Source organism: Novilysobacter viscosus (genome assembly GCF_046600715.1).
GTDB classification, from domain to species: Bacteria; Pseudomonadota; Gammaproteobacteria; order Xanthomonadales; family Xanthomonadaceae; genus Lysobacter_C; species Lysobacter_C viscosus.
Genome location: NZ_JBJMAV010000004.1, coordinates 257,998 through 282,172, shown reverse-complemented (window position 1 = coordinate 282,172; position 24,175 = coordinate 257,998). Strand labels below are relative to the sequence as shown.

Genomic DNA, 24,175 nt, shown 5'->3' with positions numbered 1-24,175 from the left:
GTGCAAGTGATCGTGTCCATCGCCGGCAGGCAGCCTCCGACACCGGTGACGGCGCGCGTGCGCGGTTTCACCCTGGTCGAGCTGATGGTCGTCGTGTTCATCGTCGGGGTGCTGGGCACCGCGGTGCTGCTCACCGCGCCCGGGGAGGGCGACGTGCTGGCACGGGATGCCGAGCGGCTGGCGAGGCACCTGGTGCGCGCGCAGGAGGAGGCCGTGTTATCCACCCGCGACGTGCAGGTGGTCGTGACGCCCCAGGGCTACCACGCGCAGCGCCAGAGCTTCGACCAGTGGCAGCCGATGGATGACGGGCCGTTCCGGGCCGTCGACTGGTCACCCGGCACCAAGGCCCGCTTCGAGGGCGATGGCGGCCAGGTGAGTTTCCGTTTCGACGCATCCGGAGGCGTGCGCGTGGCCGCCGTGGACCTGCAGCGCGAGGGCCGTCGGCTGCGCGTGCTCGTGGGCGCGGACGCACGGGTGCGGATCGATGGCAACGCGCGTTGACGGCCCGCGGGGTGTGCAGGGCTTCTCGCTGGTCGAGATGCTGGTCGCGCTCGCGGTGTTCAGCCTGGTGGTGCTCGGCCTGCTCAACCTGTCCGGCCAGAACACCCGCACCGCGGCGGTGATCGAGGAACGCGCCCTGGCCGCGGTGGTGGCCGACAACCGCGCGGTCGAGGCGCTGCTGGCGGCACCGGGCGAGCTCCCGGCGGAAGAGGCCGGCGTGGAAACCAGCGGAGGGCGCACGTGGCATTGGGCGAGGCGGGTGCTGGCGACCGATGACCCGGGCATCGTCCGCGTGCAGGTCCAGGTGGTGGCGGATGGCGCCACCGGCGTGGCCGGCGAGGCCAGCCTGTTCCGGGGCAGCCCATGAGCGCCACCCGCGCGCGCGGCTTCACCCTGGTCGAGATGCTGGTCGCGCTCGCGGTCTTCGGCCTGCTCTCCGCAGCGAGCCTGGGCGTGCTGGTGCACGCGGCCGACAATCGCGAGGTGGTCAGCGCGCGGATGGATCGCATCGGCGAGTTCCAGCGCGCGCGGGCCCTGCTCAAGGCCGACCTCGGCCAGGCCGCTCCCCGCCGCGTGCGCCGTGGCGATGGCAGTGCGACGCGCACGGCCTTCATCGGCCAGCGCCCCGGCGATCCCGGGCCCCTGTTCGCGTTCGTCCGGCGCGGATGGTCCAACCCCGACGCCGAGCCGCGCGCGTCGCTGCAGTACGTCGAATACCGAATCGCCGGCGGGCAGCTGGAGCGTGCCGCGCACGCCGCCCTCGACGGCGCCCCCGCCCCGATGCCGCAGGCCGTCCTCACCGGCGTGGCGGCCACGCAGGTCGCCTACCGCTACCGCGGGCAGTGGAACGACGGCTGGCCGGGCGGCGCCGACGAAATTCCCGAGGCGGTTCGCCTGACACTGGATGTCGACGGCCTGGGCACGATCGAGCAGCTGTTCCTGCTGCCGGGAAGCGGGACGTGAAGCGGCAGCGCGGGGTGGCCCTGCTGACGGTGCTGCTGCTGGTGGCGGTGATGACCGCGCTGGTGGTGGCGGTGCTGGATGACATCCGCTTCGGCCTGCGCCGGACCGCCAACGCGCAGGCGGTGGCGCAGGCGCAGCGCTATGCGCTCGGCGCGGAGACCCTCGCCCGCCTGCAGATCGATCGCCTGGCCAGGCGCGACCCCACCCGCACCACCCTGGAGGGCCAGTGGAACGGCCGCCCGTTCGTGTTTCCGCTGGGGGGCGGCACCACCGGCGAGCCGGAGGGAATGATCAGCGCGCGGGTCTCGGACGCCTCGGCGTGCTTCAACCTCAACAGCGTGGTCGAGGGCGTACCCGGCATGTGGCTGCGGCGCGAGCTCGGGATTGGCCAGTACATCGCCCTGCTGGAGGCGCTGGACTTCGCGCCCGGCCAGGCCCGCGCAATGGCCGATGCACTGGCCGATTGGATCGACAGCGACCTGCAGCGCAGTCCGGCCGGGGCCGAGGATCCGCAGTACGCGCTGCGCGGCGATGGCTACCGCACGGGCGGCACGCTGCTGGCCGAGACGAGCGAGCTGCGCGCGGTGGCCGGCTACGACCCCGCGACCTATGCGCGGATCCGCCCCCACGTGTGCGCGTTGCCCGACACGGCGCTGTCGCCCATCAACATCAATACCCTGCAGCAGGACGATGCAGTGCTGTTGACCATGCTGACCGGCGGCGCGCTGCCTTTGGCGCGCGCGCGCGCCGTCATCGCAGCGCGACCGGACGACGGCTGGTCCGCGCACGAGGCGTTCTGGGCGCAGCCGGCGCTGGCGGGCATCGCGGTTCCCAACGCGGTGTTGTCGCAACTGGCACTGCGCACGCGCTACTTCGACCTGCATGCACAGGTCGAATACGACAACGCCCAGGTCGTACTGACCGCCCTGTTCGACCACCGCGCGCCGGGCGACACCCGTCTGGCCGCCCGCCGCTGGACCACCCACGAATGACCACGCGATTGCTGGTGCTGCCCGCCGACCCCGCCGCCGACTCGACCTGGCGGGTGATCGACGCCTCGGGTCGCACCGTCCAGCACGTGCCGCTGGCCCCCGGTGCGAAGGCGCCGCCGCACGACGCCCGGACCGGCAGGACCTGGACGGTGGTTCCGGCCAGTGATGTCGGGCTGGCCTGGACCGCGCTTCCGGCCCGCCGCCCGGCGCAGGCGATGGAGGCGGCCCGCTTGCTGCTGGACGATGTCGCGGCCGCCCCGACCGACCGCTTGCACGTGGCGGTGTCCGCCTACGACGGTGCCGCGCCACGGGTGCTCGGGTGGGCATCGCCTGATGCGATGCAGGGCTGGCTGTCGCGGGCGCAGGCCCACGGCATCGACGCCGACGCAATGGTGCCGGACGCGCTGCTGGTGCCGGTCGACGCCGCCGATCCGGAGCGGGCCGTGGTCATGGAACACGACGGACGCTGGCTGGTGCGAAGCCAGGACCGCGCATACAGCGCCGAGCCCGCCCTCGCCGCCCGGGTCCTGGGCGATGGCGACCTCCCGCCGCCGCGTGACACCAATGGGTTCGAGCTGGCCTGCGAGCGCGTGGGCGCGATCGACGCGCCGCCGCTCGACCTGCTGCAGGGGGGGTTCGCACCCCGCCAGCGCCATCGGACCGATCCCGGCTGGCGCCGCGCGGCGCTGCTGGCCGGCGTGTTGCTGGCATCGCCCTGGCTGTTGCTGGCTGCCGATGCGGTCCGGCACGGGGTCGTGACGCGGCAGCTGCACGACCACGCCTCTGCAATCGCTCTGCGGGTGGCGCCGGGGCACGCGGTGGGCGAGCCGCTGGAGGCGACCGCCGCCCGGCTTGCGGAACTGCGGTCGGTCGATGCACTGGCACGCGATGCGGGCGCTCTGTTCGGCGCCCTTGACGGGCTGCCCGGCACCCACCTGGCCAGCCTGCGCTACTCGACCGGTGACGGCCTGCGCGTCCAGTTCGTGCACCCGGGCGAGACCGAGCTGGAGACCCTGACCGGTTCACTGGCCGGGTCGGGCCTGACGCTTCAGCGCGCCGGCCGACAGCCGATGGGCGAGGCGGTCCGAAGCGACATCCTCATCGAGCCCGGCGCATGAACGGCGCGCGCGATCGGCTGGCGGCCTGGTGGCTGGCCCGCGACCCCCGCGAGCGCCGGATGCTGGCGGTGATGTGCCTGGCGCTGGTCGCGTTCACGGCCTGGTACGGGGTGACCACGCCGTTGCGCACGCTGCGCGACGATGCGCGCACGCGCCATGCGCAAGCGGCCGCGGAACTCGTGGCCACCCGCCAGGCGGCCGCCGAGATCGAAGCACTGCTGGCGGCTCGCCCTTCGCCGCCCAACGTCGAAACGCTCGAATCGACGGTGCTGGAGACCGCCCGCGCTGCCGGGGTCGCGATCAGTCGCCACCGCGCCGACGGCGCGGAGGCGATCCAGGTGGAGATCGAGTCGGTCACCACCCCTGCACTGCTGGCATGGCTGGACCGGCTGCGGCTGGACCATGGCGTGGCGCCGGGGCTGCTCGAGATCACCGGGGCCAACGGCGCCCTGCGGGTGCAGGCGCGTTTCGTGGCCATCGGGGCCGCCCCGTGACTGTCCGGCACCTGCTGCTGGCTCTGGTGTTGGCCTTTGCGGCATCGCTGGTGGTGTTCGCGCCGCTCGGGCTCGCGGCCCGGAGCCCGGCCTGGCCGGCCGGGCTTTCGGTGCTGCAGGCCCACGGCACGCTCTGGCGTGGGCACCTGTCCCGGGTCGCCTGGGGCGGGCACGCGTTCGACGCCGTCGACGCCGGCCTGCACCCGCTGTCCTGGGTGCTGGGCGTGCCACGGGTGCGGCTGCGCACCGGCGAGCTGGACCTGGCCTGGTCAGGCGGCCGCGTCCAGGGCCTGCATCACGGACAGGGAGGCGTGGAACTCCCAGCCGGGCCATCGTGGGGCGGGCTGTCCCTGGGCCTGCACCTGGAGGCGCTGCAGATGCTCTTTGCCGATGGTCGCTGCCTGCGGGCCGGCGGCAGGCTGCACGTGCAGGCCGACGGCGCCGCCCTGCCCGCCGGCCCGCTCGAGCTGGCAGGGCAACCCCGGTGCGAAGGCGACGAAGCCCGCGTGGTGCTGACGCCCCGCCAGGCACTGCCAGACCAACCCGATATCCGGGCCGACCTGGCGATCGGGGCAGACGGCCGCTACCGCCTGGCGGTGCGCGTCGCTTCGCAGGATCCAGTGCTGGGCATGGCCCTGCTGCCTGCGGGGTTCCAGGCCGGCCCGGCCGGCTTCAGCCGGATGGTCGAGGGCCAGTTGGGAGACTGAGTCCTTCGCCGCAACCACAGGGCACGCCGGCGTCCTCTGTCACGGGGCGGCAACGCGGAAGACCCGATCCGGACACCAGAACGTAACGGTCTCGAAACAAAACCGTCGAAATGTCACGGGACTGTAATGACGCGCCCCTAGCCTGCGCGGCATTCCCACCCCAATGTGACCTTTCCAAGTCATGAACATTGCACCTTCGCGACTCTTCATCGGCCTCGCCCTGGCCCTCACCGCCCCGCTGGCGCACGCCGAGATCAAACTCGACGAGATCGGTGGCATGGAGATCGGCTTCGAGGGCTTGGTCCAGGCCGATGCCACGTGGTTCGACAGCGACCGCGCGGAACTCGCCGACGGCGATCGCGCCACCGACCTGCGCCGTGCCGAACTGGTGCTCAAGGGCGGTATCGGCGAGTTCGACTGGGTAGTCGGCTATGACGCCGCCTCCGAGAAGTGGCTCGACGTGAACGGCAAGTTCGGGCTGGGCGGCGGCCATTACCTGCAGGCCGGCCAGTACAAGCAGCCCCACAGCATGGAAGAGCTGTCGTCGACCAAGAACAACGACTTCATCTCCAAGGCCGCCATCACCAACACCTTCGGCACCGGTCGCCGGCTGGGCGTGGCGTACGGCTATGGCAACGACGCGTGGACCTTCACGGCCAGCGCATTCGGCAACGAGCTGACCGACGGCGGCAACCGCGGCGCCGGCCACGGCCTGCGCGGCACGTTCGCCCCCATCAACGAGGCCGGGCGCATCCTGCATTTCGGCCTTTCCTACGTCGACCGCGACCTCGAAAACAACACCCTGCGCCTGCGCGCCAAGCCGCAGGCCGATCTCTCCGAGCGGCGGTTGGTGGATACCGGCAGCCTGTTCGATGCCGACCGCCTGGCCACCGTCGGCCTGGAAAGCTTCTGGGTCGCGGGCCCGCTGAAGCTGCAGGGCGAGTACATGACCGTCGCCGCCGATCGCACCGGCGGCAGCGAGGACTACCGTGGTGATGGCGCCTACGTCAGCGCGGTCTACAACCTGACCGGGGAGACCTGGGGCTACAAGTCCGGCGTGCCGACCACTGCCAAGCCGGCCGAACCCGCCCGCGGGATGTGGCAGGTGGGCCTGCGCTACGACACCCTGGACCTGGACGACGGGGCGGTGGGCGGGGGCCGGATGGACGCCCTCACCGCCGGGGTGAACTGGTACTGGCGCAAGAACTTCAAGCTGATGCTGGATTACGTCAGCGTCGACTCCGACCGGGCCGGATTGCCGGACGACCCCTCCAGCGTGCAGGCGCGCGTGCAGCTTCACTGGTGAGGTACGCGGACGACAGCCCGGAGAAGTCACTGGACTGACACCGGTACGCCCCCGCGGCCGTCATCGGATTGTCACTTCCGCAGTATCCAATGTCCGGGCGCCCTGGCACGGGATGGCCGGCGCCGCATCGAACCTCGAGCCCTCTCTCCCTCGTCGTTCCCGGCGCGGGCCCTTCACGGGGCCCGCGTTTTTCATTTCAGGCCCGCCAAGACCCTGAATTGCCTGCCATTTCCGGCATAAGACAAAAATGTGGCAACTCATGTCACATGCATGTAACAAAAACATCATTCCATGTCCGAGTCCCACCGGCGCACTGCCGGCCTATCACCCTGGAGCCAACCGATGACCGTTTCCTCGGCACGTACCGCCCTTCTCACCCTCGCCGTCGCACTGGCCATTGCCGCCTGCGGCGGCAATGACGGCGCCCCGGTCGCCGACACCGCCGGCCCGCTGCCGGGCCAGGCCGCGACCAGCAACGACCAGGTCAACGCACAGATCACCGGCGCGGGCGCCACCTTCATCTACCCGCTGCTGTCGAAGTGGTCCGACGAGTACAACAAGGCCACCGGCGCGCGCGTCAACTACCAGTCCATCGGTTCGGGCGGCGGCATCGCCCAGATCAAGGCAGCCACGGTGGACTTCGGGTCCTCTGACAAGCCGCTGCCGCCCGAAGAGCTCGCCGAGGCCGGGCTGGCCCAGTTCCCGTCCGCCATCGGCGGCGTGGTGCCGGTGGTCAACATCGACGGCGTCGAGCCGGGCCAGCTGCGCCTGACCGGCGAGCTGATCGCCGACATCTACCTGGGCAAGGTCACCAACTGGAACGACCCTGCCATCACCTCGCTCAACCCGGGCGTGGCACTGCCCGACACCAAGATCAACGTGATCCACCGTTCCGACGGTTCGGGCACCACCTTCAATTGGGTGAACTACCTGTCCAAGGTCAGTCCGGCGTGGAAGGACACCGTCGGCGAAGGCACCTCGGTGAGCTGGCCCACCGGCGTGGGTGGCAAGGGCAACGAAGGCGTGGCCGCATACGTCAAGCAGATCAAGGGCTCGATCGGCTACGTCGAGCTGGCCTACGCGACCCAGAACGGCATGAGCTACGCCTCCATGCGCAACGCCGCCGGCAACTGGATCGAGCCCAGCGCCGAGTCGTTCCAGGCCGCCGCCGCCAGCGCCGACTGGGCCAACTCGCAGGACTTCAGCCTGGTCATCACCAATGCCCCCGGCGCGGACGCGTGGCCGGTGGCGGCGACCAACTTCATCCTGATGTACAAGCAGCCCAAGGATCCCCAGCGCTCCAAGTCGGCCATCGAGTTCTTCACCTGGGCCTTCGAGAACGGCCAGGCGCAGGCCGATGAGCTGCACTTCGTGCCGCTGCCGGCGCCGCTGGTCGAGCAGGTCGAGGCGTACTGGGCCGAACAGATCAAGCTCTGAATTACAATGCGTTGATCGAAGCAACGCGGAAGGCCGGCACCTCGTCGTCCGGCCTTCCGCACGCTTCAACCAGGGGGCGATCCGTATCGCCCCTGTTGTATTTGCGGGGGTGCCCCGCCTGCAGGACCACCCCGGATCGACGGACGCCCGATGAACGCCACCACCCTGCCCACCGCGCCGCCCGCCTCGCGCGATTCCAAGGACTCGCGCGCCGACACCGGCTTCCGCTGGCTGGTCACCGGGGCCGGCATCCTGGTGCTGCTGTCGCTGGGTGCGGCGGCGTTGTCGATGCTGTGGGGGGGGCGCGCGGCGTTCGAGAAGTTCGGCATCCAGTTCCTCTGGCGCGATGCGTGGAACCCGGTGCTGCAGGACTTCGGCGCGCTGGTGCCGATCTACGGCACCCTGGTCACCGCGGCCATCGCCATGCTGATCGCGGTGCCCATCAGCTTCGGCATCGCCATGTTCCTGACCGAGATCGCCCCGAAGTGGCTGCGTGGGCCGGTCGGTGCGGCGATCGAGCTGCTGGCCGGCATCCCGTCGATCATCTACGGCATGTGGGGCCTGTTCGTGCTGGTGCCGTTCCTGGCCGAGCACGTCTACCCGTGGGTGGACGAGCACATGGGCGGGCTGCCGCTACTGGGTGCGCTGTTCTCCGGCCCGCCGCTGGGCCTGGGCATGGGCACCGCCGGGCTGGTGCTGGCGATCATGGTCATCCCGTTCGTCTCCTCGGTCATGCGCGAGGTGTTCCTGACCGTGCCGGGGCGGCTGAAGGAGTCGGCCTACGCGCTGGGTTCCACCACCACCGAGGTGGTCTGGGACGTGGTGCTGCCCTATACCCGCTCGGCGGTGATCGGCGGCATCTTCCTGGGCCTGGGCCGGGCGCTGGGCGAAACCATGGCGGTGACTTTCGTGCTGGGCAATGCCCACCGCCTGACCACGTCGCTGCTTGAGCCGGGCAACTCGATCGCCGCGACCATCGCCAACGAGTTCGCAGAGGCCGATTCACCGATGTACCTGTCCTCGCTGATCGCGCTGGGCTTCGTCCTGTTCCTGGTGACCTTCGTGGTGCTGACCATTGCGCGGTTGATGCTGCGCCAGCTGGCCCGCCGGGAGGGCAACTGATGAGCGCCTCCCTTTACCGCAAGCGGCGCGCCAAGGACGTCATCGCACGGGTGCTGGCGTTCGCGGCCACGGTGTTCGGCCTGTTCTGGCTGGTGTGGATCCTGTGGACCACGCTCAGCAAGGGCCTGGGTTCGCTCAACCTTGCCCTTTTCACCGAAATGACCCCCCCGCCCGGCGACGAGGGTGGCCTGCTCAATGCCTTCTTCGGCAGTGCGGTGATGAGTCTGATGGGGATCCTGATCGGCGCGCCGGTCGGCGTGCTGGCCGGTACGTTCCTTGCCGAGTACTCGCAGAAGACCTGGATGAACCGCCTCGGCGAGACCGTCCGCTTCGTCAACGACATCCTGCTGTCCGCCCCGTCCATCGTGCTGGGTCTGTTCGTCTACACCCTTGTGGTGGCTCAGATGGGCCACTTCTCCGCGCTGGCAGGCGCGATCGCGCTGGCGTTCATCGTGTTGCCGGTGGTGGTGCGCACCACCGACGAGATGCTGCGGCTGGTCCCCAGCCAGATGCGCGAGGCCGCCCTGTCGCTGGGCGTGCCGCAGTGGAAGGTGATCGTGCAGGTGCTGTACCGCTCGTCGATGCCGGGCATCGTCACCGGCATCCTGCTGGCGCTGGCACGCATCTCCGGCGAGACCGCGCCGCTGCTGTTCACCGCGCTCAACAACCAGTACTGGTCCAGCAACATCCTGGCCCCGATGGCCAACGTGCCGGTGGTGATCTTCCAGTACGCGATGAGCCCGTACGAGAACTGGCATACCCTCGCCTGGGCCGGCGCGTTCATCCTGACCATGTTCGTGCTGGCCGTCAGCATCATCGCGCGGCTGGTCGTCGCCCGGGGCCGGATCTCCCATGACTGACCTCGCCACGCCCTCCCGCCCCCGCTCCCACGACGCCCGGACCCCGGCCATGAACGATGCCCGCCTCAACCTTGCCACGCGCGAACGCGCCGACACCGGTGACGCCACGCCCGTCAAGCTCGCCGCGCGCGGACTGGACTTCCACTACGGCGACTTCAAGGCGCTCAATTCGATCAACCTGGAAATCCCGGAAAAGCAGGTGACCGCGCTGATCGGCCCGTCGGGCTGTGGCAAGTCGACCCTGCTGCGCGTGTTCAACCGGATCTACGCGCTGTATCCGAAGATGGTCGCCAGCGGGGAGGTGCTGCTGGACGGGGAGAACATCCTCGACCCCAAATACCCGATGAACCGGCTGCGCAGCAAGGTCGGCATGGTGTTCCAGAAGCCGGTGCCGTTCCCGATGACGATCTTCGAGAACGTCGCCTACGGCATCCGCCACCACGAGAAGCTGTCCAAGTCCGAAATGAACGACCGGGTCGAGCACGCCCTGCGCCAGGCCGCACTGTGGGACGAGGTCAAGGAAAAGCTCGGCCAGAGCGCGCTGGGCCTGTCGGGCGGCCAGCAGCAGCGCCTGTGCATCGCCCGCGCGGTCGCGCTCAGGCCCGACGTGCTGCTGCTGGACGAGCCGACCTCGGCGCTGGACCCGATCTCCACCAGCCGCATCGAACAGCTGGTCGAGGAGTTGAAGAAGAGCTACACGATCGCGATCGTGACCCACAACATGCAGCAGGCCGCGCGCGTGTCGGACTACACTGCCTTCATGTACCTGGGCGACCTGGTCGAGCACGGTGAAACCGGCCTGATCTTCTCCAACCCGTCCAAGCAGCAGACCGAGGACTACATCACCGGCCGGTTCGGCTGACCTCGCCCCGCCCGGGACACGAACATGGGAATCCACATGCACGACCACATCCTCAAGAGCCACGACGAAGAGCAGAAGCGGCTCCTCGACGAGACCCTGCGCATGGGCGAGATGGCCGCCTCGCAGCTCGAGGCCGCGCTTGACGTGGTCAAGCGCCGCGACGACAAGGCCGCCCAGCGCATCATCGCCAACGACGACGCGCTGGATGCGCTCGAGCAGGAAATCAGCCACGACGTCATGAAGCTGGCGCTGCGCGGGCCGATGGCGCGCGACCTGCGCGAGATCCTGGCCGCGATCCGCGTCGCCTCGGACATCGAGCGCATCGGCGATTACGCAGCCAACGTCGCCAAGCGCTCGACCGCCCTGAACCTGGCGCCACCCCTGCCCCAGGTCAGCGGCCTGCATGCGATCGGCACCCTGGCGGTGAAGCAGCTGCGCGACGTGCTGACCGCCTACCGCGACAGCGACGTCGAAGCCGCACAGCGCATCCGCGAGCGCGACGCGGAGATCGACACCGCGTACACCGCGCTGTTCCGCGAGCTACTGACCTACATGATGGAGGACGCCCGCGCGATCACCCCCTGCACGCACCTGCTGTTCATGGCCAAGAACATCGAGCGGGTCGGCGACCACGCCACCAACATCGCCGAGAACGTGTGGTTCCTGGTCAAGGGCGAGGAACAGCTGCCGCCACGCGAGAAGCGCGACGAGAGCAACACCGTCGCCCCCTGATGGGTCGGATGCCGGCCGACCATGCCCCCGGGCGTGCCGCGGCGGTGAGGGCTCCCTGCAGGGCGGACCGGCGACGGCCCGCCCTTTCCATTGGCTGCATCCGCACCGCGCCCCGCCACGAACCTGCCTTGGACCGCCGGAACCCGGTGGCACCCGGCCTTTCGGGCCTCGACGCGCGCCCGCCTGGCGCCAACCGTCGCCGCGGTAACGGTTTGCTAACCAGGGGTTGGGGTTGGCGGGTGTCTAATACCGGGCGCGGTGGCCAACCACCGACTCCAATCAATCCAAAGGAACTGCCATGTCCAAGACCATCAACAAGCCCGTTGCCCTGACTGCCGCCCTTCTCGGCGGCCTGGCCCTGTCCACGTCCGCCTTTGCCATGAGCGACCTGGCCGGTGGCTATCTGCTGGGTGCCCACGAAGCCGGTGCGCACAAGGACGCCGAGGGCAAGTGCGGCGAAGGCAAGTGCGGGGGCAGCGGCCACTCCATGGACGCCGTGGACACCGACGGCGACGGCAGCATCTCGCAGGCCGAGTTCGCCGCCGCCCATGAAGGCAACGCCGACCGCTTCGGGACCTACGACACCAACAGCGACGGCGCGATCGATGCCGCCGAGCTCAAGACCGCCCACGAGGGCAAGTGTGGCGAGGGCAAGTGCGGCAACGCCGACGCCGAGGCCGCCGCCAAGGCCGACATGGAAGGCAAGTGCGGTGAGGGCAAGTGCGGCGGCGCCAAGGCGGCCGACGAGAAGGTGGACCCGAAGGCCGACATGGAAGGCAAGTGTGGCGAAGGCAAGTGCGGCGGCTCCAGGTAAAGCCGCGCCCCGCCCCCGGCCGGTCGTGAGTTGACCGGTCGTGGGCGGACTGCACACCCCGCTGCCGAACGCGGCAGGACTCGGCCTGCGGCGGGCCCTGCTGGGCCCGCTGCGCGCCGCGCCGTCGCACGACTTGCCGGGGCGGGACTTCGACTTCCTGGAATGCGCGCCGGAAAACTGGATCGGCGTGGGTGGCGTGCTGGGCGAGGCGCTGGATGACCTGTCCAGCCGCCACCCGCTCACCTGCCACGGCCTGTCGCTGTCCCTTGGCGGGTTCGCGCCGCTGGATGAGACCTTCCTCGCGCGCGTGCGCAAGTTCCTCGACCGCCACCGGGTGGCGCTCTACAGCGAACACCTGAGCTACTGCGCCGACGACGGGCAGCTGTACGACCTGCTGCCGATCCCGTTCACCGAAGAGGCCGTGCACCACGTCGCCGCGCGGATCCGGCAGACCCAGGACATCGTCGGGCGCCGCATCGCGGTGGAGAACGCCTCCTACTACGCGTTGCATCCGCTGGACGCCGGCACGTTGCCGATGTCGGAGCTGGACTTCACCAACGCGGTGCTGGCCGAGGCCGACTGCGACCTGCTGCTGGACGTCAACAACGTCTACGTCAACGCGGTCAACCACGGCTACGACGCGACTGCATTCATGGCCGGCCTGCCCGGCGAGCGCATCGCCTGCATCCACGTGGCCGGCCATTTCGACGAGGCCGACGACCTCAAGATCGATACCCACGGGGCGCCGGTCAAGGCCGCGGTCTGGGACCTTCTCGCCGGCGCCTACGCGCGCTTCGGCGTCCGCCCCACCCTGCTGGAGCGCGATTTCAACTTCCCGCCGTATGCCGAGCTGGTCTCGGAGCTGGCGACCGTGCGCCAGCTGCAGGCCGCGGCCCACGCGCAGCCCGCGACGACCCGCGCCCGTGCCTGATGCGCCCGCACGGCTGCGCGAGCAGCAACTGCGCCTGACCCGGCACCTTCGCGACCCGCAAGGCCAGCCCGCTCCGGACGGCATGGATGACCGGCGCCTGCAGGTGTACCGAGAGCTGCTGTTCAACAACCTCGCCTCGCTGCTGGAGGGCAACTTCCCGGTGATACGAAAGGTGCTGGGCGAGGACGGATGGACGTCGCTGGTGCGCGCCTTCCATCGCGACCACCGCTGCCAGACGCCGCTGTTCCCCGAGATCGCGCGGGAATTCCTGCGCTATCTCGAGGCGACACCGGACATCAGCCCCGGGTTCCTGCCGGAGCTGGCGCACTACGAGTGGGTCGAACTGGCCCTACAGATCCATGAAGCCACCGCTCCTGAGCCCGACCCGTCACCGATGGACGACGCCGATCTGCTGGATGGCCCGCTGGCGGTGACACCCTTGGCATGGCCGCTGGCCTACCGCTGGCCGGTGCACCGCATCTGCCCGGATTTCCAGCCCGAATCCCCGCCCCCGGTCCCCACCCTGCTGCTGTTGAGGCGCCAGTCCGATGGCAGCGTGCGGTTCTCCGAGCTCAGTGCACTGGCCTGGCGCCTGCTGGAACGCATCGCCGAATCGCCCTCGCTCACCGGGCGCCAGCAGCTCCAGCAGCTCGCCGAAGAAGCGCGGGTGGCCGACCCCGGGGAGTTCCTTGTCCAGGGCGCTGCGTTGCTGCGCCAGATGCGCGGCAGCGGCGTGGTGGCGCCGGCGGCGGCGATTGCCGACTGAACACGTCGTCCCGCAGCCCGCCCCCCGCCGTCTGCTAGGCTTTCCCGATGCATGCCCCCACGCCCGCCCCGGCCGCCGACGCGCAGCCGGCGCCCAACCTGTTGCCTATGGCCGCCCGTTTCCGCGGCTACCTGCCGGTGGTGGTGGACGTGGAGACCGGTGGGTTCGACTGGAACCGGCATGCCCTGCTTGAGATCGCCTGCGTGCCACTGGAGCTGGACGAGTCCGGCCGGCTGGTGCTGGGCGAGACCGCCTGCGCCCACCTGGACCCCGCCCCGGGCATGGAGATCGACCCCAAGTCGCTGGAAATCACCGGCATCCGCCTGGACCATCCGTTCCGCTTTTCCAAGCCCGAGCGCGAGGCCTTGGACCACGTGTTCGCACCGGTTCGCGCCGCGCTCAAGAAGCATGGCTGCCAGCGCGCGATCCTGGTCGGCCACAACGCGCACTTCGACCTCAACTTCCTCAATGCGGCCGTCACCCGCTGCGGCCACAAGCGCAACCCTTTCCACCCGTTCAGCGTGTTCGACACCGTGACCCTTGCGGGCGTCGCGCTGGGCCAGACCGTGCTGGCACGCGCGGTCGCCGCCGCCGGCCTGGACTGGAACGCGGACGAAGCACACTCGGCCGTCTATGACGCCGAACGCACGGCCGAGCTGTTCTGCCGGATCGTCAATGCCTGGCCGGCGCCGCCGGCGCCCGGCGCCGCGACGCCAGCCGCGTCCTGACACGGACGCTGGCCTAACCGCCATTGCGTGTCCCGCCGCTACGGCGTGGCCAGCTTCAAGCCCACCAGGCCTGCCACGATCAGCGCGAGGCTGCCGATGCGCAGCGCGTTGACCGGCTCGTTGAACAGCACCACGCCCAGAATCACCGTACCCACCGCGCCGACGCCGACCCAGATGGCATAGGCGGTGCCGACCGGGAGCGACTTCATGGCGATGCCGAGCAGCCCCAGGCTGACGGCCATGGCCGCGACGGTACCCACCGTCGGCCACAGCCGGGTGAACCCTTCGGTGTACTTCAGGCCGATCGCCCAGCCGACTTCGAACAGGCCGGCTAGGACAAGGATGATCCAGGGCATGGCGGGACTCCTGACAGGTCCGGGGTCGTCCCCGATCGCGTGAGGGGCCGTCGGGTCGTCCCGGCGGCTGTACTGCTGGATGCGGGCTTGGCCTCGGCGTTGGCTTCGCCCCCACCTCCAGTCGGCACGCCCTGTAGGAGCGGCTTCAGCCGCGAGTACGATTCCACGAAACCCGTCTTGTAGGAGCGACGTGAGTCGCGACCGCGCAACTCCGCCGATGGGCGTGGTCGCGACTCACGTCGCTGCTACGGGGTTGCTCCAGGAAACGCGTCGCGGCTGAAGCCGCTCCTGCACTGTGGTTCGGCTCACGCCTGGCGCTGGCGTACGGCTTCGAACAGCGTCACGCCCGAGGCGACCGACACGTTGAGGCTCTCAACGCCGGCGCCTGCGCCCGGCATCGGGATCGACACCAGGCCGTCGCAGTTCTCGCGGGTCAGGCGACGCAGGCCGTCGCCCTCGCCGCCCAGCACCAGGGCAACGTTGCCACGCAGGTCCACCGAGTACAGCGACGCGTCCGCCTCGCCCGCCAGGCCGTACAGCCACACGCCCAGCTTCTGCAGCTCGCGCATGGTGCGGGCCAGGTTGGTCACCGACACCACCGGCACCGTATCGGCCGCACCCGCCGAGGTCTTGCGCACCGTCGCATTGACCTGCACCGCCTTGTCCTTGGGGATCACCACGGCGGTGGCGCCCGCGGCAGCCGCGCTGCGCAGGCACGCGCCCAGGTTGTGCGGGTCCTGCACGCCATCGAGCACCAGCAGCAACGCGCGCCCTTCGGCGGCCTCGACCAGGCCCTGCAGGTCACCCTCGCCGTATGTCTTCGCGGCGGCATAGCGCGCGACCACGCCCTGGTGGCGCAGGTTGCCGGTGACGCCATCCAGCGCCTGGGTGGCAACCCGGCGCACGTCGATGTCGCGGCGGCGCGCGTTCTCTTCGATCTCCACCAGACGCGGATTTTTCGCCCCGGCCTCGACCATCACCTCGCGCACGTTGGCCGCGTCGTGCTCGATGGCGGCGGCGACGGCGTTGATGCCGGCGATCCATTGTTTCTGGCTCATGGGAGGGCGTGTGTCGAGGGGGGCGCCATTGTAGGCCGGGGCGCCGGGCGGGGGGTCCCCCCCGGCGCTCCCGGCAGTCGAAAACCGCCACCAACCCACCCCCGATGCGGGGACAGCGAGTCGCGCCCGGCGGCCTGCGGACGAGGTCGCGACTCACGTCGCTCCTACACGTGCTCCCGGACGACCGGTTCTCCGGGACGTCGAGCTCCGCGGCTGACGCTCCGAAAGGGCCCCGCGGTAGCGAGACCTGCGACCCGGGTCAGGCCTGCGGCGTTACCCGGGCCATGGGAACCGCATCAATACGACTGCTTGCGGCGCTTGGCGGGCTGGCCGCGCGGCGGCGGCGGCTTGGTGTCGCGGTTCTCGGCCAGCTTGAAGTCGATCTTGCGCTCCTCGACGCTGGCCTTCATCACGATGATGCTGGCCCGGTCGCCGAGCCGGAACTCGCGGCCCGTGCGCTGGCCGGTCAGGGTCTTGCGGATCGGGTCGAAGTGGTAATAGTCGTGCGGCAGCTGGGTCACGTGCACCAGGCCGTTGACCTTGGAGTTGTCCAGCTCGATGAACAGACCGAAGCTGGTCACGCCGCTGATCACGCCGTCGAACTCCCCACCCACGTGCTGCTCCATCCACGCTGCGCGGTAGCGCTCGTCGACCTCGCGCTCGGCTTCTTCCGCCCGGCGCGAACGCTCCGAGCATTGCAGCGCGAGTTGCGCCATCGCGCTGGGCGAGTACTTGAACTTCTCCGGCTTCACCCCCGACAGCGCGTGCTTGATCGCCCGGTGCACCAGCAGGTCCGGGTAGCGCCGGATCGGCGAGGTGAAGTGCGCGTACGCCTCCAGCGCCAGGCCGAAGTGGCCGATGTTCTCGGGCTGGTACACCGCCAGGCTCTGGCTGCGCAGCAGCACCGACTCCAGCAGCGGCGCGTCGGGACGCTCGCGGATGGTGCGCAACAGCTGGGTGAAGTCGCGTGGCTGCACCTTCGACCACGTCGGCATCCGCAGCTTGAACTCCTTCAGGAACTCGAGCAGGTCGGTGTACTTCTGCTCCGGCGGGCGGTCGTGGATGCGGTACGGCGCGGGCACCTCGGCATCGATCAGGAACAGCGCCGCCTGCACGTTGGCCGCGATCATGCATTCCTCGATCAGCTTGTGCGCGTCATTGCGCTGGATCATGCCGGCCTGGGTGACCTCGCCCTTGGGACCCAGCACGAACCGCACCTCGCTGGACTCGAACTCGATCGCGCCGCGCTTGGTGCGCGCCTTGGCCAGCACCTCGTAGAGCTGGTGCAGGCGCTGGATCTGCGGGAGCAGCCCGCCGATCCGGCCCAGCGCATCCTCGCGCTCGTCGTCGGTGGCGTCGTCGCCCACCGCGTGCCAGACCTGGGTGTAGGTCAACCGTGCGTGCGAGTGCATCACCGCTTCGTAGAACTTCGACGAGGTGACCTCGCCCTTGCGGTCGACCTGCATGTCGCAGACGAAACACAGCCGGTCGACCTTGGGCTTGAGCGAGCAGATGCCGTTGGACAGGGTCTCGGGCAACATCGGCACGACAAAGCCGGGGAAGTAGACCGAGGTGGCGCGGCGCGTGGCCTCATCGTCCAGCGGCGTGCCCGGGCGCACGTAATGCGAGACGTCGGCAATGGCGACCAGCAGCCGGAAACCATCGCGGTTGGGTTCGCAATACACCGCGTCGTCGAAATCCTTCGCGTCCTCACCATCGATGGTGACCAGCGGCAGGTCGCGGATGTCCACCCGCGCCTTGATGTCCGCCGCCTGCACGTCCAGCGGCACCGCCGCTGCCTCGTCCAGTACCGGCTGTGGGAACTCGTGCGGTATGTCGTGGCCGTGGATGGCCGCCTGCACCGCGAGCGAGGCGGTAAGGCGCTCGCCCAGCACCGTCAGGATGCGGCCCATGGGCGGGCGGCGCCCATCCGGGGCTCGGGTGAGTTCGCACACCACCAGCTGCCCGGCCTGCGCTTCGCCGCGCGCTTCAGGCGGGATCATGATGTTGCGCTGGATGCGGCGGTCATCGGGCTCGACGTAGCTCACCCCGTCCTCGGAGGTGAACCGGCCGATCAGGCGGTTGAGCCGACGCTCCAGCACCTCGACGATCGCGCCCTCGCGTCGCCCGCGGCGGTCCACGCCGGTGACGCTGGCCAGCACGCGGTCGCCGTGCATGACCTTGCGCATCTCGAACGGGGGCAGGAACAGGTCGTCGCCGGTACCCGCATCGGGGCGCAGGAAGCCGAAGCCATCGGGATTGGCGATCACGGTGCCGGGCACCAGGTCGGCCTGCGCGGCCGGTACGAACGCGCCGCGCCGGTTCTGCAGCAATTGGCCGTCGCGGACCATGGCGCGCAGCCGCGCGCTCAGTGCGTCGAAGCGTTCCGGATCGGTCAGCGACAGTTTGGCAGCCAGCGCGTCGGCTTCCATCGGCCCGTCGGAGGCGGCGAGCATCTGCAGGATCATTTCGCGACTGGCGATGGGCTGCTCGTAGCGGGCGGCCTCGCGCTCGGCATAGGGGTCGTGCAGGCCGCCCTTGCCGTGGCTCGGCGGCGGCGTGCGCGTGCCCTTGGGGGGCGGCTCGGGCAGCCAGCCCGGCGCCTTGCGGCCCGGGCCCGGGCCGGCGCCCTTGGCCTTGCCCGGCGCGCCCCCCTTGCGGGGGCCCCGGGAGGGCGCGGTGCCCTTGGGGGTGTTGCCGGTGGAACCGCCGGACGAGCGCCGGGTCGACTTGCTGGGGGTCTTCTTGGTCATCCGGACATGGTCGCACAGCGCCGCCAAGGTGGCGTCGAACGGTGGCGCCGGGAAGGGAGCCGGAGAACGGGGACGCGGCCCGGCGCGGGTCAGTCGCGCAGCGTCAGCGTCGGGTTCTCGTCGATGGTGCCGTCGCCCTTGAGGAGCACGAAGCGGCCGTCCGGCGCGAACAGAACCGGGACCGGGTCCTGGAACAGCGGCCGGCGCACGAAGCGCAGGCTCCAGCGGAACTGCTCCATGGTCGCCAGCGTCTTGAGTTGCGCGGGAGACAGAGCCTCGCGCAACGCGGCGCTTTCGATCTCGCCGCGCTTGGCTTTCCTGCGCTCGCGTTCAGTCATCCCCGGCCCGGATGCATGTCCCGTGCCAGTGTCGCGACGGGGTGCTTCAGGCCGCGTGAATCCATGCCGCGGATGAGAATCGCCGCCAAATGGACGCGGCAACGCGGATCTCGATGACCCGCACCCCGATGCCGCCGAAGCGGACGTCGCCTCCTTCCATCATGGCCGTAGGCGACCCGCACGGAATGTGCGACGACCCGCAGCGCTCGGTCTGCACGGGCGGCCGGACACCCCTGCCGCCGTCCCGGCGGCGCAGGCATGATGCGAGGGCCGCCGCAGGCCGCAGCGCGCCACCACAGGGGCGGATTCGCGCCATGCATACGCGCCCTGCGCCAGCGTGGGGCGTTGACGAGGACATCCGCAGTGCCGCGCGTGTCTGTTTCTGCGGGACAGTTCCCGCCCCTCCAGGAGACATGGAAACCCTGCATGGCATACGTGAATCGAAAGACCGTGCTGGTCCTGGCCCTGCTGGCCGGGGCTGCCCTGGCCGCGATGGCCGGCCTGGTCTGGTCCGGCTTCTACAACGTCGCCGCGGACGACCCGCATTCGGCGCCGGTCTACAGCCTGCTGGCGACCATGCGCGACCGCTCCATCCAGGCCCGCGCGGGTGAACTCGAGATACCCGCGGACCTCATGGATCGCGCGCGCATCGTGCAGGGCTCCGGGAACTACGATGCCATGTGCATGGAGTGCCACCTGGCCCCCGGCATGGACGGGACCGAACTCAGCCGGGGCCTGTATCCCTCGCCGCCGGACCTGACCCGCAGCGCCGTCGATGCCGCGGAAGCGTTCTGGGTCATCAAGCACGGCATCAAGGCGTCGGGCATGCCGGCATGGGGCCAGAGCATGGACGACGCATACGTCTGGAACATGGCGGCGTTCCTGCAGGTGTTGCCTGGCCTGGACCCGGCGCAGTACCAGGCAATGGTCGACAGCAGCGGGGGGCACGAGCACGGCGGAGGTGAAACCCAACCCCACGCACACGCTCCGGGTGTTTCCGCCGACCACCACGATGCAGCTCCGGCCAGGTCGGAAGAGGGCAGGCCGGAAGCGGCGCAGGACAGCCCCGTACACGACCACCCACCCGGCACGCCCGCCAACCACCACGATGCACCTTCCGCCAAGGCCGACGCGCGCCTGCGCCAACCCGGGAATGACGGCCCGGCGCACGCGCACCCGCCCGGCACACCTGCCGACCACCACGCCACGGCCCCTGGCGCGAAGCCGATTGCGCAGCCAGAAGCACCGCCGCCGCAGCCGGAGTCGCACGCGGGCCACGACCACGACCACTGAGTGCCGGACGCGTTCGAGCAGGAACGGCGCCGCATCGGCCATCGGAGACCACATGACCCGGCCGCGGAGAGCGGACGAGCAATGCCGGTCCCCGCGCCGGATCCGGGAGTCCCGCCGGGGCGTCCTGGCGCAGCACCGGAGATCCGCCCCCGCGGGTCCTTCGGCCGTTCCACTCCCCCAAGAAAAAGGAGCACACCCCCATGAGCCACCACCTTACCCAGGCCGTCCGTGACTGCATCGCCGCCTGCAACGACTGCGCGACCGAATGCGGCAACTGCTTCAGCCACATGGTCGGCAAGGAAAGCAGCAACGACTGCCCCGCCTGCTGTATCGAATGCGCGGACCTGTGCCGCCTGAGCGCCGACGCCCTCGCTCGCAACAGCCCCTTTGCCAAGGAAATCTGCGAACTGTGCGCCAAGGTCTGCGAGTGGTGCGCCGAGCAGTGCGCGGCCCACGACATGGAGCATTGCAAGCGGTGCGCCGAGGCCTGCCGTCGTTGCGCTGAAGCGTGCCGTAGCATGGCGTGATCGACCCGGGGCCCACGCCCCCCGGCACGCGTTGGACTTCCCGTGCCGGGCGCGAGCCCGGCGCTGGGCCTGCGGCGTTCCGGGGATGGCCGCCCACGGGTAGGAAAGATCACCGCGGTAGAGCCAGGAGCCCAACGATGATCGACCCTGACACCACCCCGTCCCCCGGCGCGAACCCGGTGGACGCGCGATCGCCGCGTGATCCTGCGCGCGACCCGGTCTGCGGCATGCAGGTCGATCCCGACACGGCCCGACACCATTCGCAGGTGCAAGGCACCGACGTCTACTTCTGCTCGGCGCGCTGCAAGTCGCGCTTCGACGGCGACCCGGCCCGCTACCTCGATCCGTCATCGGCGCCTGCCGTGGACGCGGCCCCGCCAGGCGCCATCTACACCTGCCCGATGCATCCGCAGATCCGACAGCAGGGTCCGGGCACCTGCCCCATCTGCGGCATGGCGCTGGAGCCGGAGATGCCCTCGCTGGACGAGGAAGAGAATCCGGAACTGCGCGACTTCTCGCGGCGCTTCTGGTGGACATTGCCGTTCACGCTGGCGGTACTGGTGCTGGCCATGGCGGGTCCCGCGCTGGCGTGGCCGCCACACGACACACGCGCCTGGGTCGAACTGGGGCTGGCAACCCCCGTGGTGCTGTGGGCGGGAATGCCGTTCTTCCAGCGATGCGTGCAGTCGATCCGCAACCGCAGCCCCAACATGTGGACGCTGATCGGCGTGGGTGTCGCGGCGGCGTTCGGCTACAGCGTGGTGGCCACGGTGGCACCGGGCCTGTTCCCGGATTCGTTCCGCGAGCACGGCCGCGTGGGCGTGTACTTCGAGGCCGCGGCGGTCATCGTCTCGCTCACCCTGCTGGGCCAGCTGCTGGAGCTGCGCGCCCGCGCCAGTACCGGCGCGGCGATCAAGGCGTTGCTGGGGCTGGCGCCCAAGACCGCGCGCCGCCTGCAGCCCGACGGCACCGAAGCCGACGTCGCGCTGGACCAGGTCCGCGAAGGCGACCGCCTGCGGGTGCGCCCCGGCGAGAAGGTCCCGGTCGACGGCACGGTCGAGGAGGGCAGCAGCAGCGTCGACGAGTCCATGCTCACCGGCGAGCCGATGCCGGTCGGCAAGAAGCCCGGCGACACCGTGATCGGCGCCACCATGAACACCACCGGCGCCCTGGTGATCCGTGCCGACCGGGTGGGCGACGGCACCGTGCTGTCTCAGATCGTGCAACTGGTGGCCCAGGCGCAGCGTTCGCGCGCACCCATGCAGCGCATGGCGGACAAGGTGGCCTACTGGTTCGTCCTGGCGGTGGTGGCCGTCGCCCTGGCGACCTTCCTGGCGTGGGGGCTGTTCGGCCCGGAGCCGGCGTGGACGTTCGCGGTGCTCAATGCGGTGTCGGTGCTGATCATCGCGTGCCCGTGCGCGCTGGGGCTGGCCACGCCGATGTCGATCATGGTTGCCACCGGTCGCGCTGCACAGCAGGGCGTGCTGTTCCGCGACGCCGAGGCGATCGAGCGGTTCCGCACCATCGATACGCTGGTGGTGGACAAGACCGGCACGTTGACCGAGGGCCGGCCGGCGTTCCGCACCGTGGTCCCCGTGGGTGGCCACGCCGGCGACGAGGTGATCCGCATCGCGGCGAGCCTGGACCAGGCCAGCGAACACCCGCTGGCGGAGGCGATCGTGGCGGAGGCGCACGCGCGCGGGCTCGCCCTGCTCCCGTCCGCGGACTTCGAGTCGACCACCGGGATTGGCGTGCGCGGCACGGTCGACGGCCGCACGGTGGCGATCGGCAACTCCGCGCTCATGGACGAATTGGGCATCGACCTTGCACCCGTGCGCGAGGGCGCCGATGCGCTGCGCGGCGAAGGCGCCAGCGTCATGCATGTGGTCGCCGATGGACGACTGCTGGGCATCATCGCGGTAGCCGACCGCATCAAGGAGTCCACGCCGGCGGCGATCACCGAACTGCGCGACGCGGGACTGCGACTGGTGATGGCGACCGGTGATGGCATCGCCACCGCCCGGCACGTCGCCGACCGCCTGGGGATCGACGAGGTGCATGGCGAAGTGCGGCCGGCCGACAAGGTCGCCCTGGTCCAGCGGCTGCGCAGCGAAGGCCACCGCGTGGCCATGGCGGGCGACGGCATCAATGACGCCCCGGCGCTGGCGGCGGCCGATATCGGCATCGCGATGGGCACCGGCACCGACGTGGCGATGTCCAGTGCCCAGGTCACCCTGGTCAAGGGCGACCTGCGCGGGATCGCCAGGGCGCGCCTGCTGTCTGAGGCGACGGTGGCCAACATGCGCCAGAACCTGACCTTCGCGTTCCTCTACAACGCGCTTGGCGTGCCGCTGGCGGCAGGCGTCCTGTACCCGCTGACCGGCTGGTTGCTGACCCCCATGATCGCGGCGCTGGCGATGAGCCTGAGTTCGGTCTCGGTCGTGGCCAACGCGCTCCGGCTGGGTCGCCGCGCATCGCCACCGACCCTCGCGCCCCGTCCCGCCCCGGCCGTCCCGGACCACTGAACCCGGGCTCCGCCTCGCCTACCGAACACGCGTTCCGTTCCGGAGGGCCCCTGCCGCGAGCCGGTCAGACCCCGCTGGGCGCGCGCACCGTGACCCATGTCGGGGCATGGTCACTGGCCTTGTCCTGGAGCCGCACCCAGCGGTCCACGCCGGCCTCCTGCAGGTCCTTGGCGAGCACCGGATTGAGCAGCAGGTGGTCGATGCGCAGGCCACGGTCGCGCTCGGCGTGCTGGCGGAAATAGTCCCAGAACGTGTAGACCACGCGCTCACCGCTCGACTGCCGCAGCGCATCCGTCCAGCCCTGTTCCACGATCGATTCGAAGGCCTCCCGGACCTCGGGCTGGATCAGTGCGTCCTTGCGCCACGCCTTCGGGTCGTAGACGTCGATATCCGTGGGGATGACGTTGAAGTCGCCCAGCAGGGCGACCGGATGGGGCAGCCCGACCAGCGTCTTCGCATGGCGCGCCAACCGCTGCATCCACTGCAACTTGTAGTCGTACTTGGGGCCCGGCCGCGGGTTGCCGTTGGGCAGGTAGATGCTGGCCACCACGATGCCGTGGATGGCCGCCTCGATATAGCGGGCCTGCGCGTCCGAGGCATCGCCAGGCAGGGCGCGGCGGCTCTCGACCGGCACCGCGCCGCGCGCCAGCAACGCCACGCCGTTCCACGAGCGCTGCCCCTGCCAGATCGCGCCGTAGCCGGCGGAATCCAGTTCCGCCGCCGGGAACGCGGTGTCGACCGCCTTCAATTCCTGCAACGCGACGATGTCGGGCTGCTCCCGGCCGAGCCAGTCCAGCAGGTTCGGCAACCGCGTGCCGATGCCGTTGACGTTGTACGTCGCCAGTTTCAGGGTCTTCCGGGGTGCCATTGGGACTCCTTTCGCGCGCGGGCCCTGCCCGCCGATGCCGGCCTCGAACGTAAGCGAGCACCGCTCCGGGCAAGGTGAACCCGGCCGCGATGGACGTACCGGGCCGATGCACGCGCTGGGCGCA

General features: G+C 70.2%; 25 protein-coding genes. 20 read left to right on the top strand and 5 right to left on the bottom strand.

Features of this window, described 5'->3' with window-relative positions:
* The 17 genes from ACJQWL_RS08825 to rnt all read left to right on the top strand — a co-directional run bounded on the left by ACJQWL_RS08825 (position 1) and on the right by rnt (position 14,333).
* Positions 1–501, top strand: a complete 501-nt coding sequence (locus ACJQWL_RS08825) for a GspH/FimT family pseudopilin (protein WP_330969575.1) — start codon at positions 1–3, stop codon at positions 499–501.
* The gene (gspI, locus tag ACJQWL_RS08820) at positions 485–868 is read left to right on the top strand and encodes a type II secretion system minor pseudopilin GspI (protein ID WP_330969574.1); all 384 of its coding nucleotides are present in this window, start codon (positions 485–487) and stop codon (positions 866–868) included. Before ACJQWL_RS08825 ends, gspI begins: the two co-directional genes overlap by 17 nt.
* Positions 865–1,464, top strand: coding sequence for a type II secretion system minor pseudopilin GspJ (gene gspJ, locus ACJQWL_RS08815; protein WP_330969573.1), 600 nt, complete (start codon positions 865–867; stop codon positions 1,462–1,464). Before gspI ends, gspJ begins: the two co-directional genes overlap by 4 nt.
* A complete protein-coding gene (gene gspK / locus ACJQWL_RS08810; RefSeq protein ID WP_411300839.1) occupies positions 1,461–2,456 on the top strand; it encodes a type II secretion system minor pseudopilin GspK in 996 nt (331 codons plus the stop codon). Before gspJ ends, gspK begins: the two co-directional genes overlap by 4 nt.
* Complete coding sequence (gspL, locus tag ACJQWL_RS08805; RefSeq protein ID WP_330969571.1) at positions 2,453–3,574, top strand: type II secretion system protein GspL; 1,122 nt, start codon at positions 2,453–2,455, stop codon at positions 3,572–3,574. The genes gspK and gspL overlap by 4 nt, the downstream gene beginning before the upstream one ends.
* A complete protein-coding gene (locus tag ACJQWL_RS08800) occupies positions 3,571–4,068 on the top strand; it encodes a type II secretion system protein M (protein WP_330969570.1) in 498 nt (165 codons plus the stop codon). Before gspL ends, ACJQWL_RS08800 begins: the two co-directional genes overlap by 4 nt.
* The gene (gene gspN, locus ACJQWL_RS08795) at positions 4,065–4,775 is read left to right on the top strand and encodes a type II secretion system protein N (protein WP_330969569.1); all 711 of its coding nucleotides are present in this window, start codon (positions 4,065–4,067) and stop codon (positions 4,773–4,775) included. Before ACJQWL_RS08800 ends, gspN begins: the two co-directional genes overlap by 4 nt.
* A gap of 181 nt (positions 4,776–4,956) precedes the next feature.
* Entirely contained in the window at positions 4,957–6,081 is a 1,125-nt protein-coding gene (locus ACJQWL_RS08790) for an OprO/OprP family phosphate-selective porin (RefSeq protein ID WP_330969568.1), read from the top strand.
* A 342-nt stretch (positions 6,082–6,423) separates the two neighbouring features.
* Positions 6,424–7,518: a phosphate ABC transporter substrate-binding protein PstS gene (gene pstS / locus ACJQWL_RS08785; protein ID WP_330969567.1), complete on the top strand. Its 1,095-nt coding sequence runs from the start codon at positions 6,424–6,426 to the stop codon at positions 7,516–7,518.
* 150 nt (positions 7,519–7,668) lie between these two features.
* Entirely contained in the window at positions 7,669–8,640 is a 972-nt protein-coding gene (gene pstC, locus ACJQWL_RS08780) for a phosphate ABC transporter permease subunit PstC (protein WP_330969566.1), read from the top strand.
* The gene (gene pstA, locus ACJQWL_RS08775) at positions 8,640–9,500 is read left to right on the top strand and encodes a phosphate ABC transporter permease PstA (protein ID WP_330969565.1); all 861 of its coding nucleotides are present in this window, start codon (positions 8,640–8,642) and stop codon (positions 9,498–9,500) included. The genes pstC and pstA overlap by 1 nt, the downstream gene beginning before the upstream one ends.
* 49 nt (positions 9,501–9,549) lie before the next feature.
* The gene (gene pstB / locus ACJQWL_RS08770; RefSeq protein WP_330969564.1) at positions 9,550–10,362 is read left to right on the top strand and encodes a phosphate ABC transporter ATP-binding protein PstB; all 813 of its coding nucleotides are present in this window, start codon (positions 9,550–9,552) and stop codon (positions 10,360–10,362) included.
* A gap of 24 nt (positions 10,363–10,386) precedes the next feature.
* Complete coding sequence (gene phoU / locus ACJQWL_RS08765) at positions 10,387–11,094, top strand: phosphate signaling complex protein PhoU (RefSeq protein WP_330969563.1); 708 nt, start codon at positions 10,387–10,389, stop codon at positions 11,092–11,094.
* A 298-nt stretch (positions 11,095–11,392) separates the two neighbouring features.
* Positions 11,393–11,908, top strand: a complete 516-nt coding sequence (locus tag ACJQWL_RS08760; protein ID WP_330969562.1) for an HvfA family oxazolone/thioamide-modified RiPP metallophore — start codon at positions 11,393–11,395, stop codon at positions 11,906–11,908.
* Positions 11,909–11,957: 49 nt separating this feature from the next.
* The gene (locus tag ACJQWL_RS08755) at positions 11,958–12,839 is read left to right on the top strand and encodes an HvfB family MNIO-type RiPP peptide maturase (RefSeq protein ID WP_441005012.1); all 882 of its coding nucleotides are present in this window, start codon (positions 11,958–11,960) and stop codon (positions 12,837–12,839) included.
* Positions 12,832–13,605 (top strand): HvfC family RiPP maturation protein, encoded by a 774-nt coding sequence (locus ACJQWL_RS08750; protein WP_330969560.1) that lies wholly within the window; start codon positions 12,832–12,834, stop codon positions 13,603–13,605. Before ACJQWL_RS08755 ends, ACJQWL_RS08750 begins: the two co-directional genes overlap by 8 nt.
* Positions 13,606–13,652: 47 nt before the next feature.
* Entirely contained in the window at positions 13,653–14,333 is a 681-nt protein-coding gene (gene rnt, locus ACJQWL_RS08745; RefSeq protein ID WP_330969559.1) for a ribonuclease T, read from the top strand.
* Between the two features lie 38 nt (positions 14,334–14,371).
* Here rnt and sugE read toward each other — a convergent pair whose 3' ends face one another.
* From sugE to ACJQWL_RS08725, 4 genes are all read right to left on the bottom strand, one after another.
* Positions 14,372–14,689 (bottom strand): quaternary ammonium compound efflux SMR transporter SugE, encoded by a 318-nt coding sequence (gene sugE, locus ACJQWL_RS08740; protein WP_330969558.1) that lies wholly within the window; start codon positions 14,687–14,689, stop codon positions 14,372–14,374.
* Between the two features lie 305 nt (positions 14,690–14,994).
* Positions 14,995–15,747, bottom strand: coding sequence for a 23S rRNA (guanosine(2251)-2'-O)-methyltransferase RlmB (gene rlmB, locus ACJQWL_RS08735; protein ID WP_330969557.1), 753 nt, complete (start codon positions 15,745–15,747; stop codon positions 14,995–14,997).
* A gap of 296 nt (positions 15,748–16,043) precedes the next feature.
* On the bottom strand, positions 16,044–18,500 hold the full coding sequence (gene rnr / locus ACJQWL_RS08730) for a ribonuclease R (RefSeq protein ID WP_411300838.1): 2,457 nt from the start codon (positions 18,498–18,500) through the stop codon (positions 16,044–16,046).
* 89 nt (positions 18,501–18,589) lie between these two features.
* Positions 18,590–18,838 carry a hypothetical protein gene (locus ACJQWL_RS08725; protein ID WP_330969460.1) on the bottom strand — a complete coding sequence of 83 codons (249 nt, stop codon included), beginning with the start codon at positions 18,836–18,838 and terminating at the stop codon, positions 18,590–18,592.
* A 426-nt stretch (positions 18,839–19,264) separates the two neighbouring features.
* Between ACJQWL_RS08725 and ACJQWL_RS08720 the strand changes: the two genes are divergently transcribed.
* The 3 genes from ACJQWL_RS08720 to ACJQWL_RS08710 all read left to right on the top strand — a co-directional run bounded on the left by ACJQWL_RS08720 (position 19,265) and on the right by ACJQWL_RS08710 (position 23,183).
* On the top strand, positions 19,265–20,131 hold the full coding sequence (locus tag ACJQWL_RS08720; protein ID WP_330969461.1) for a c-type cytochrome: 867 nt from the start codon (positions 19,265–19,267) through the stop codon (positions 20,129–20,131).
* Between the two features lie 200 nt (positions 20,132–20,331).
* The gene (locus ACJQWL_RS08715; protein WP_330969462.1) at positions 20,332–20,658 is read left to right on the top strand and encodes a four-helix bundle copper-binding protein; all 327 of its coding nucleotides are present in this window, start codon (positions 20,332–20,334) and stop codon (positions 20,656–20,658) included.
* Positions 20,659–20,795: 137 nt separating this feature from the next.
* Positions 20,796–23,183 (top strand): heavy metal translocating P-type ATPase, encoded by a 2,388-nt coding sequence (locus ACJQWL_RS08710; RefSeq protein ID WP_330969463.1) that lies wholly within the window; start codon positions 20,796–20,798, stop codon positions 23,181–23,183.
* Positions 23,184–23,247: 64 nt separating this feature from the next.
* Here the strand turns inward: ACJQWL_RS08710 and xth are convergent, their stop codons facing one another.
* Entirely contained in the window at positions 23,248–24,051 is an 804-nt protein-coding gene (gene xth / locus ACJQWL_RS08705; RefSeq protein WP_330969464.1) for an exodeoxyribonuclease III, read from the bottom strand.
* Positions 24,052–24,175 lie beyond the last annotated feature (124 nt).

What these genes read in the sequence shown, in the direction of transcription:
- pstC (WP_330969566.1), top strand. Translation starts at nt 7,669, where the DNA reads ATGAACGCCACCACCCTGCCCACCGCGCCGCCCGCCTCGCGCGATTCC.
- pstA (WP_330969565.1), top strand. Translation starts at nt 8,640, where the DNA reads ATGAGCGCCTCCCTTTACCGCAAGCGGCGCGCCAAGGACGTCATCGCA.
- sugE (WP_330969558.1), bottom strand. Translation starts at nt 14,689, where the DNA reads ATGCCCTGGATCATCCTTGTCCTAGCCGGCCTGTTCGAAGTCGGCTGG.
- rlmB (WP_330969557.1), bottom strand. Translation starts at nt 15,747, where the DNA reads ATGAGCCAGAAACAATGGATCGCCGGCATCAACGCCGTCGCCGCCGCC.
- ACJQWL_RS08710 (WP_330969463.1), top strand. Translation starts at nt 20,796, where the DNA reads ATGATCGACCCTGACACCACCCCGTCCCCCGGCGCGAACCCGGTGGAC.
- gspL (WP_330969571.1), top strand. Translation starts at nt 2,453, where the DNA reads ATGACCACGCGATTGCTGGTGCTGCCCGCCGACCCCGCCGCCGACTCG.
- gspJ (WP_330969573.1), top strand. Translation starts at nt 865, where the DNA reads ATGAGCGCCACCCGCGCGCGCGGCTTCACCCTGGTCGAGATGCTGGTC.
- pstS (WP_330969567.1), top strand. Translation starts at nt 6,424, where the DNA reads ATGACCGTTTCCTCGGCACGTACCGCCCTTCTCACCCTCGCCGTCGCA.
- rnr (WP_411300838.1), bottom strand. Translation starts at nt 18,500, where the DNA reads ATGACCAAGAAGACCCCCAGCAAGTCGACCCGGCGCTCGTCCGGCGGT.
- ACJQWL_RS08800 (WP_330969570.1), top strand. Translation starts at nt 3,571, where the DNA reads ATGAACGGCGCGCGCGATCGGCTGGCGGCCTGGTGGCTGGCCCGCGAC.
- ACJQWL_RS08790 (WP_330969568.1), top strand. Translation starts at nt 4,957, where the DNA reads ATGAACATTGCACCTTCGCGACTCTTCATCGGCCTCGCCCTGGCCCTC.
- ACJQWL_RS08720 (WP_330969461.1), top strand. Translation starts at nt 19,265, where the DNA reads ATGGCATACGTGAATCGAAAGACCGTGCTGGTCCTGGCCCTGCTGGCC.
- gspI (WP_330969574.1), top strand. Translation starts at nt 485, where the DNA reads ATGGCAACGCGCGTTGACGGCCCGCGGGGTGTGCAGGGCTTCTCGCTG.
- rnt (WP_330969559.1), top strand. Translation starts at nt 13,653, where the DNA reads ATGCATGCCCCCACGCCCGCCCCGGCCGCCGACGCGCAGCCGGCGCCC.
- ACJQWL_RS08715 (WP_330969462.1), top strand. Translation starts at nt 20,332, where the DNA reads ATGAGCCACCACCTTACCCAGGCCGTCCGTGACTGCATCGCCGCCTGC.
- xth (WP_330969464.1), bottom strand. Translation starts at nt 24,051, where the DNA reads ATGGCACCCCGGAAGACCCTGAAACTGGCGACGTACAACGTCAACGGC.
- pstB (WP_330969564.1), top strand. Translation starts at nt 9,550, where the DNA reads ATGAACGATGCCCGCCTCAACCTTGCCACGCGCGAACGCGCCGACACC.
- phoU (WP_330969563.1), top strand. Translation starts at nt 10,387, where the DNA reads ATGGGAATCCACATGCACGACCACATCCTCAAGAGCCACGACGAAGAG.
- ACJQWL_RS08760 (WP_330969562.1), top strand. Translation starts at nt 11,393, where the DNA reads ATGTCCAAGACCATCAACAAGCCCGTTGCCCTGACTGCCGCCCTTCTC.
- ACJQWL_RS08725 (WP_330969460.1), bottom strand. Translation starts at nt 18,838, where the DNA reads ATGACTGAACGCGAGCGCAGGAAAGCCAAGCGCGGCGAGATCGAAAGC.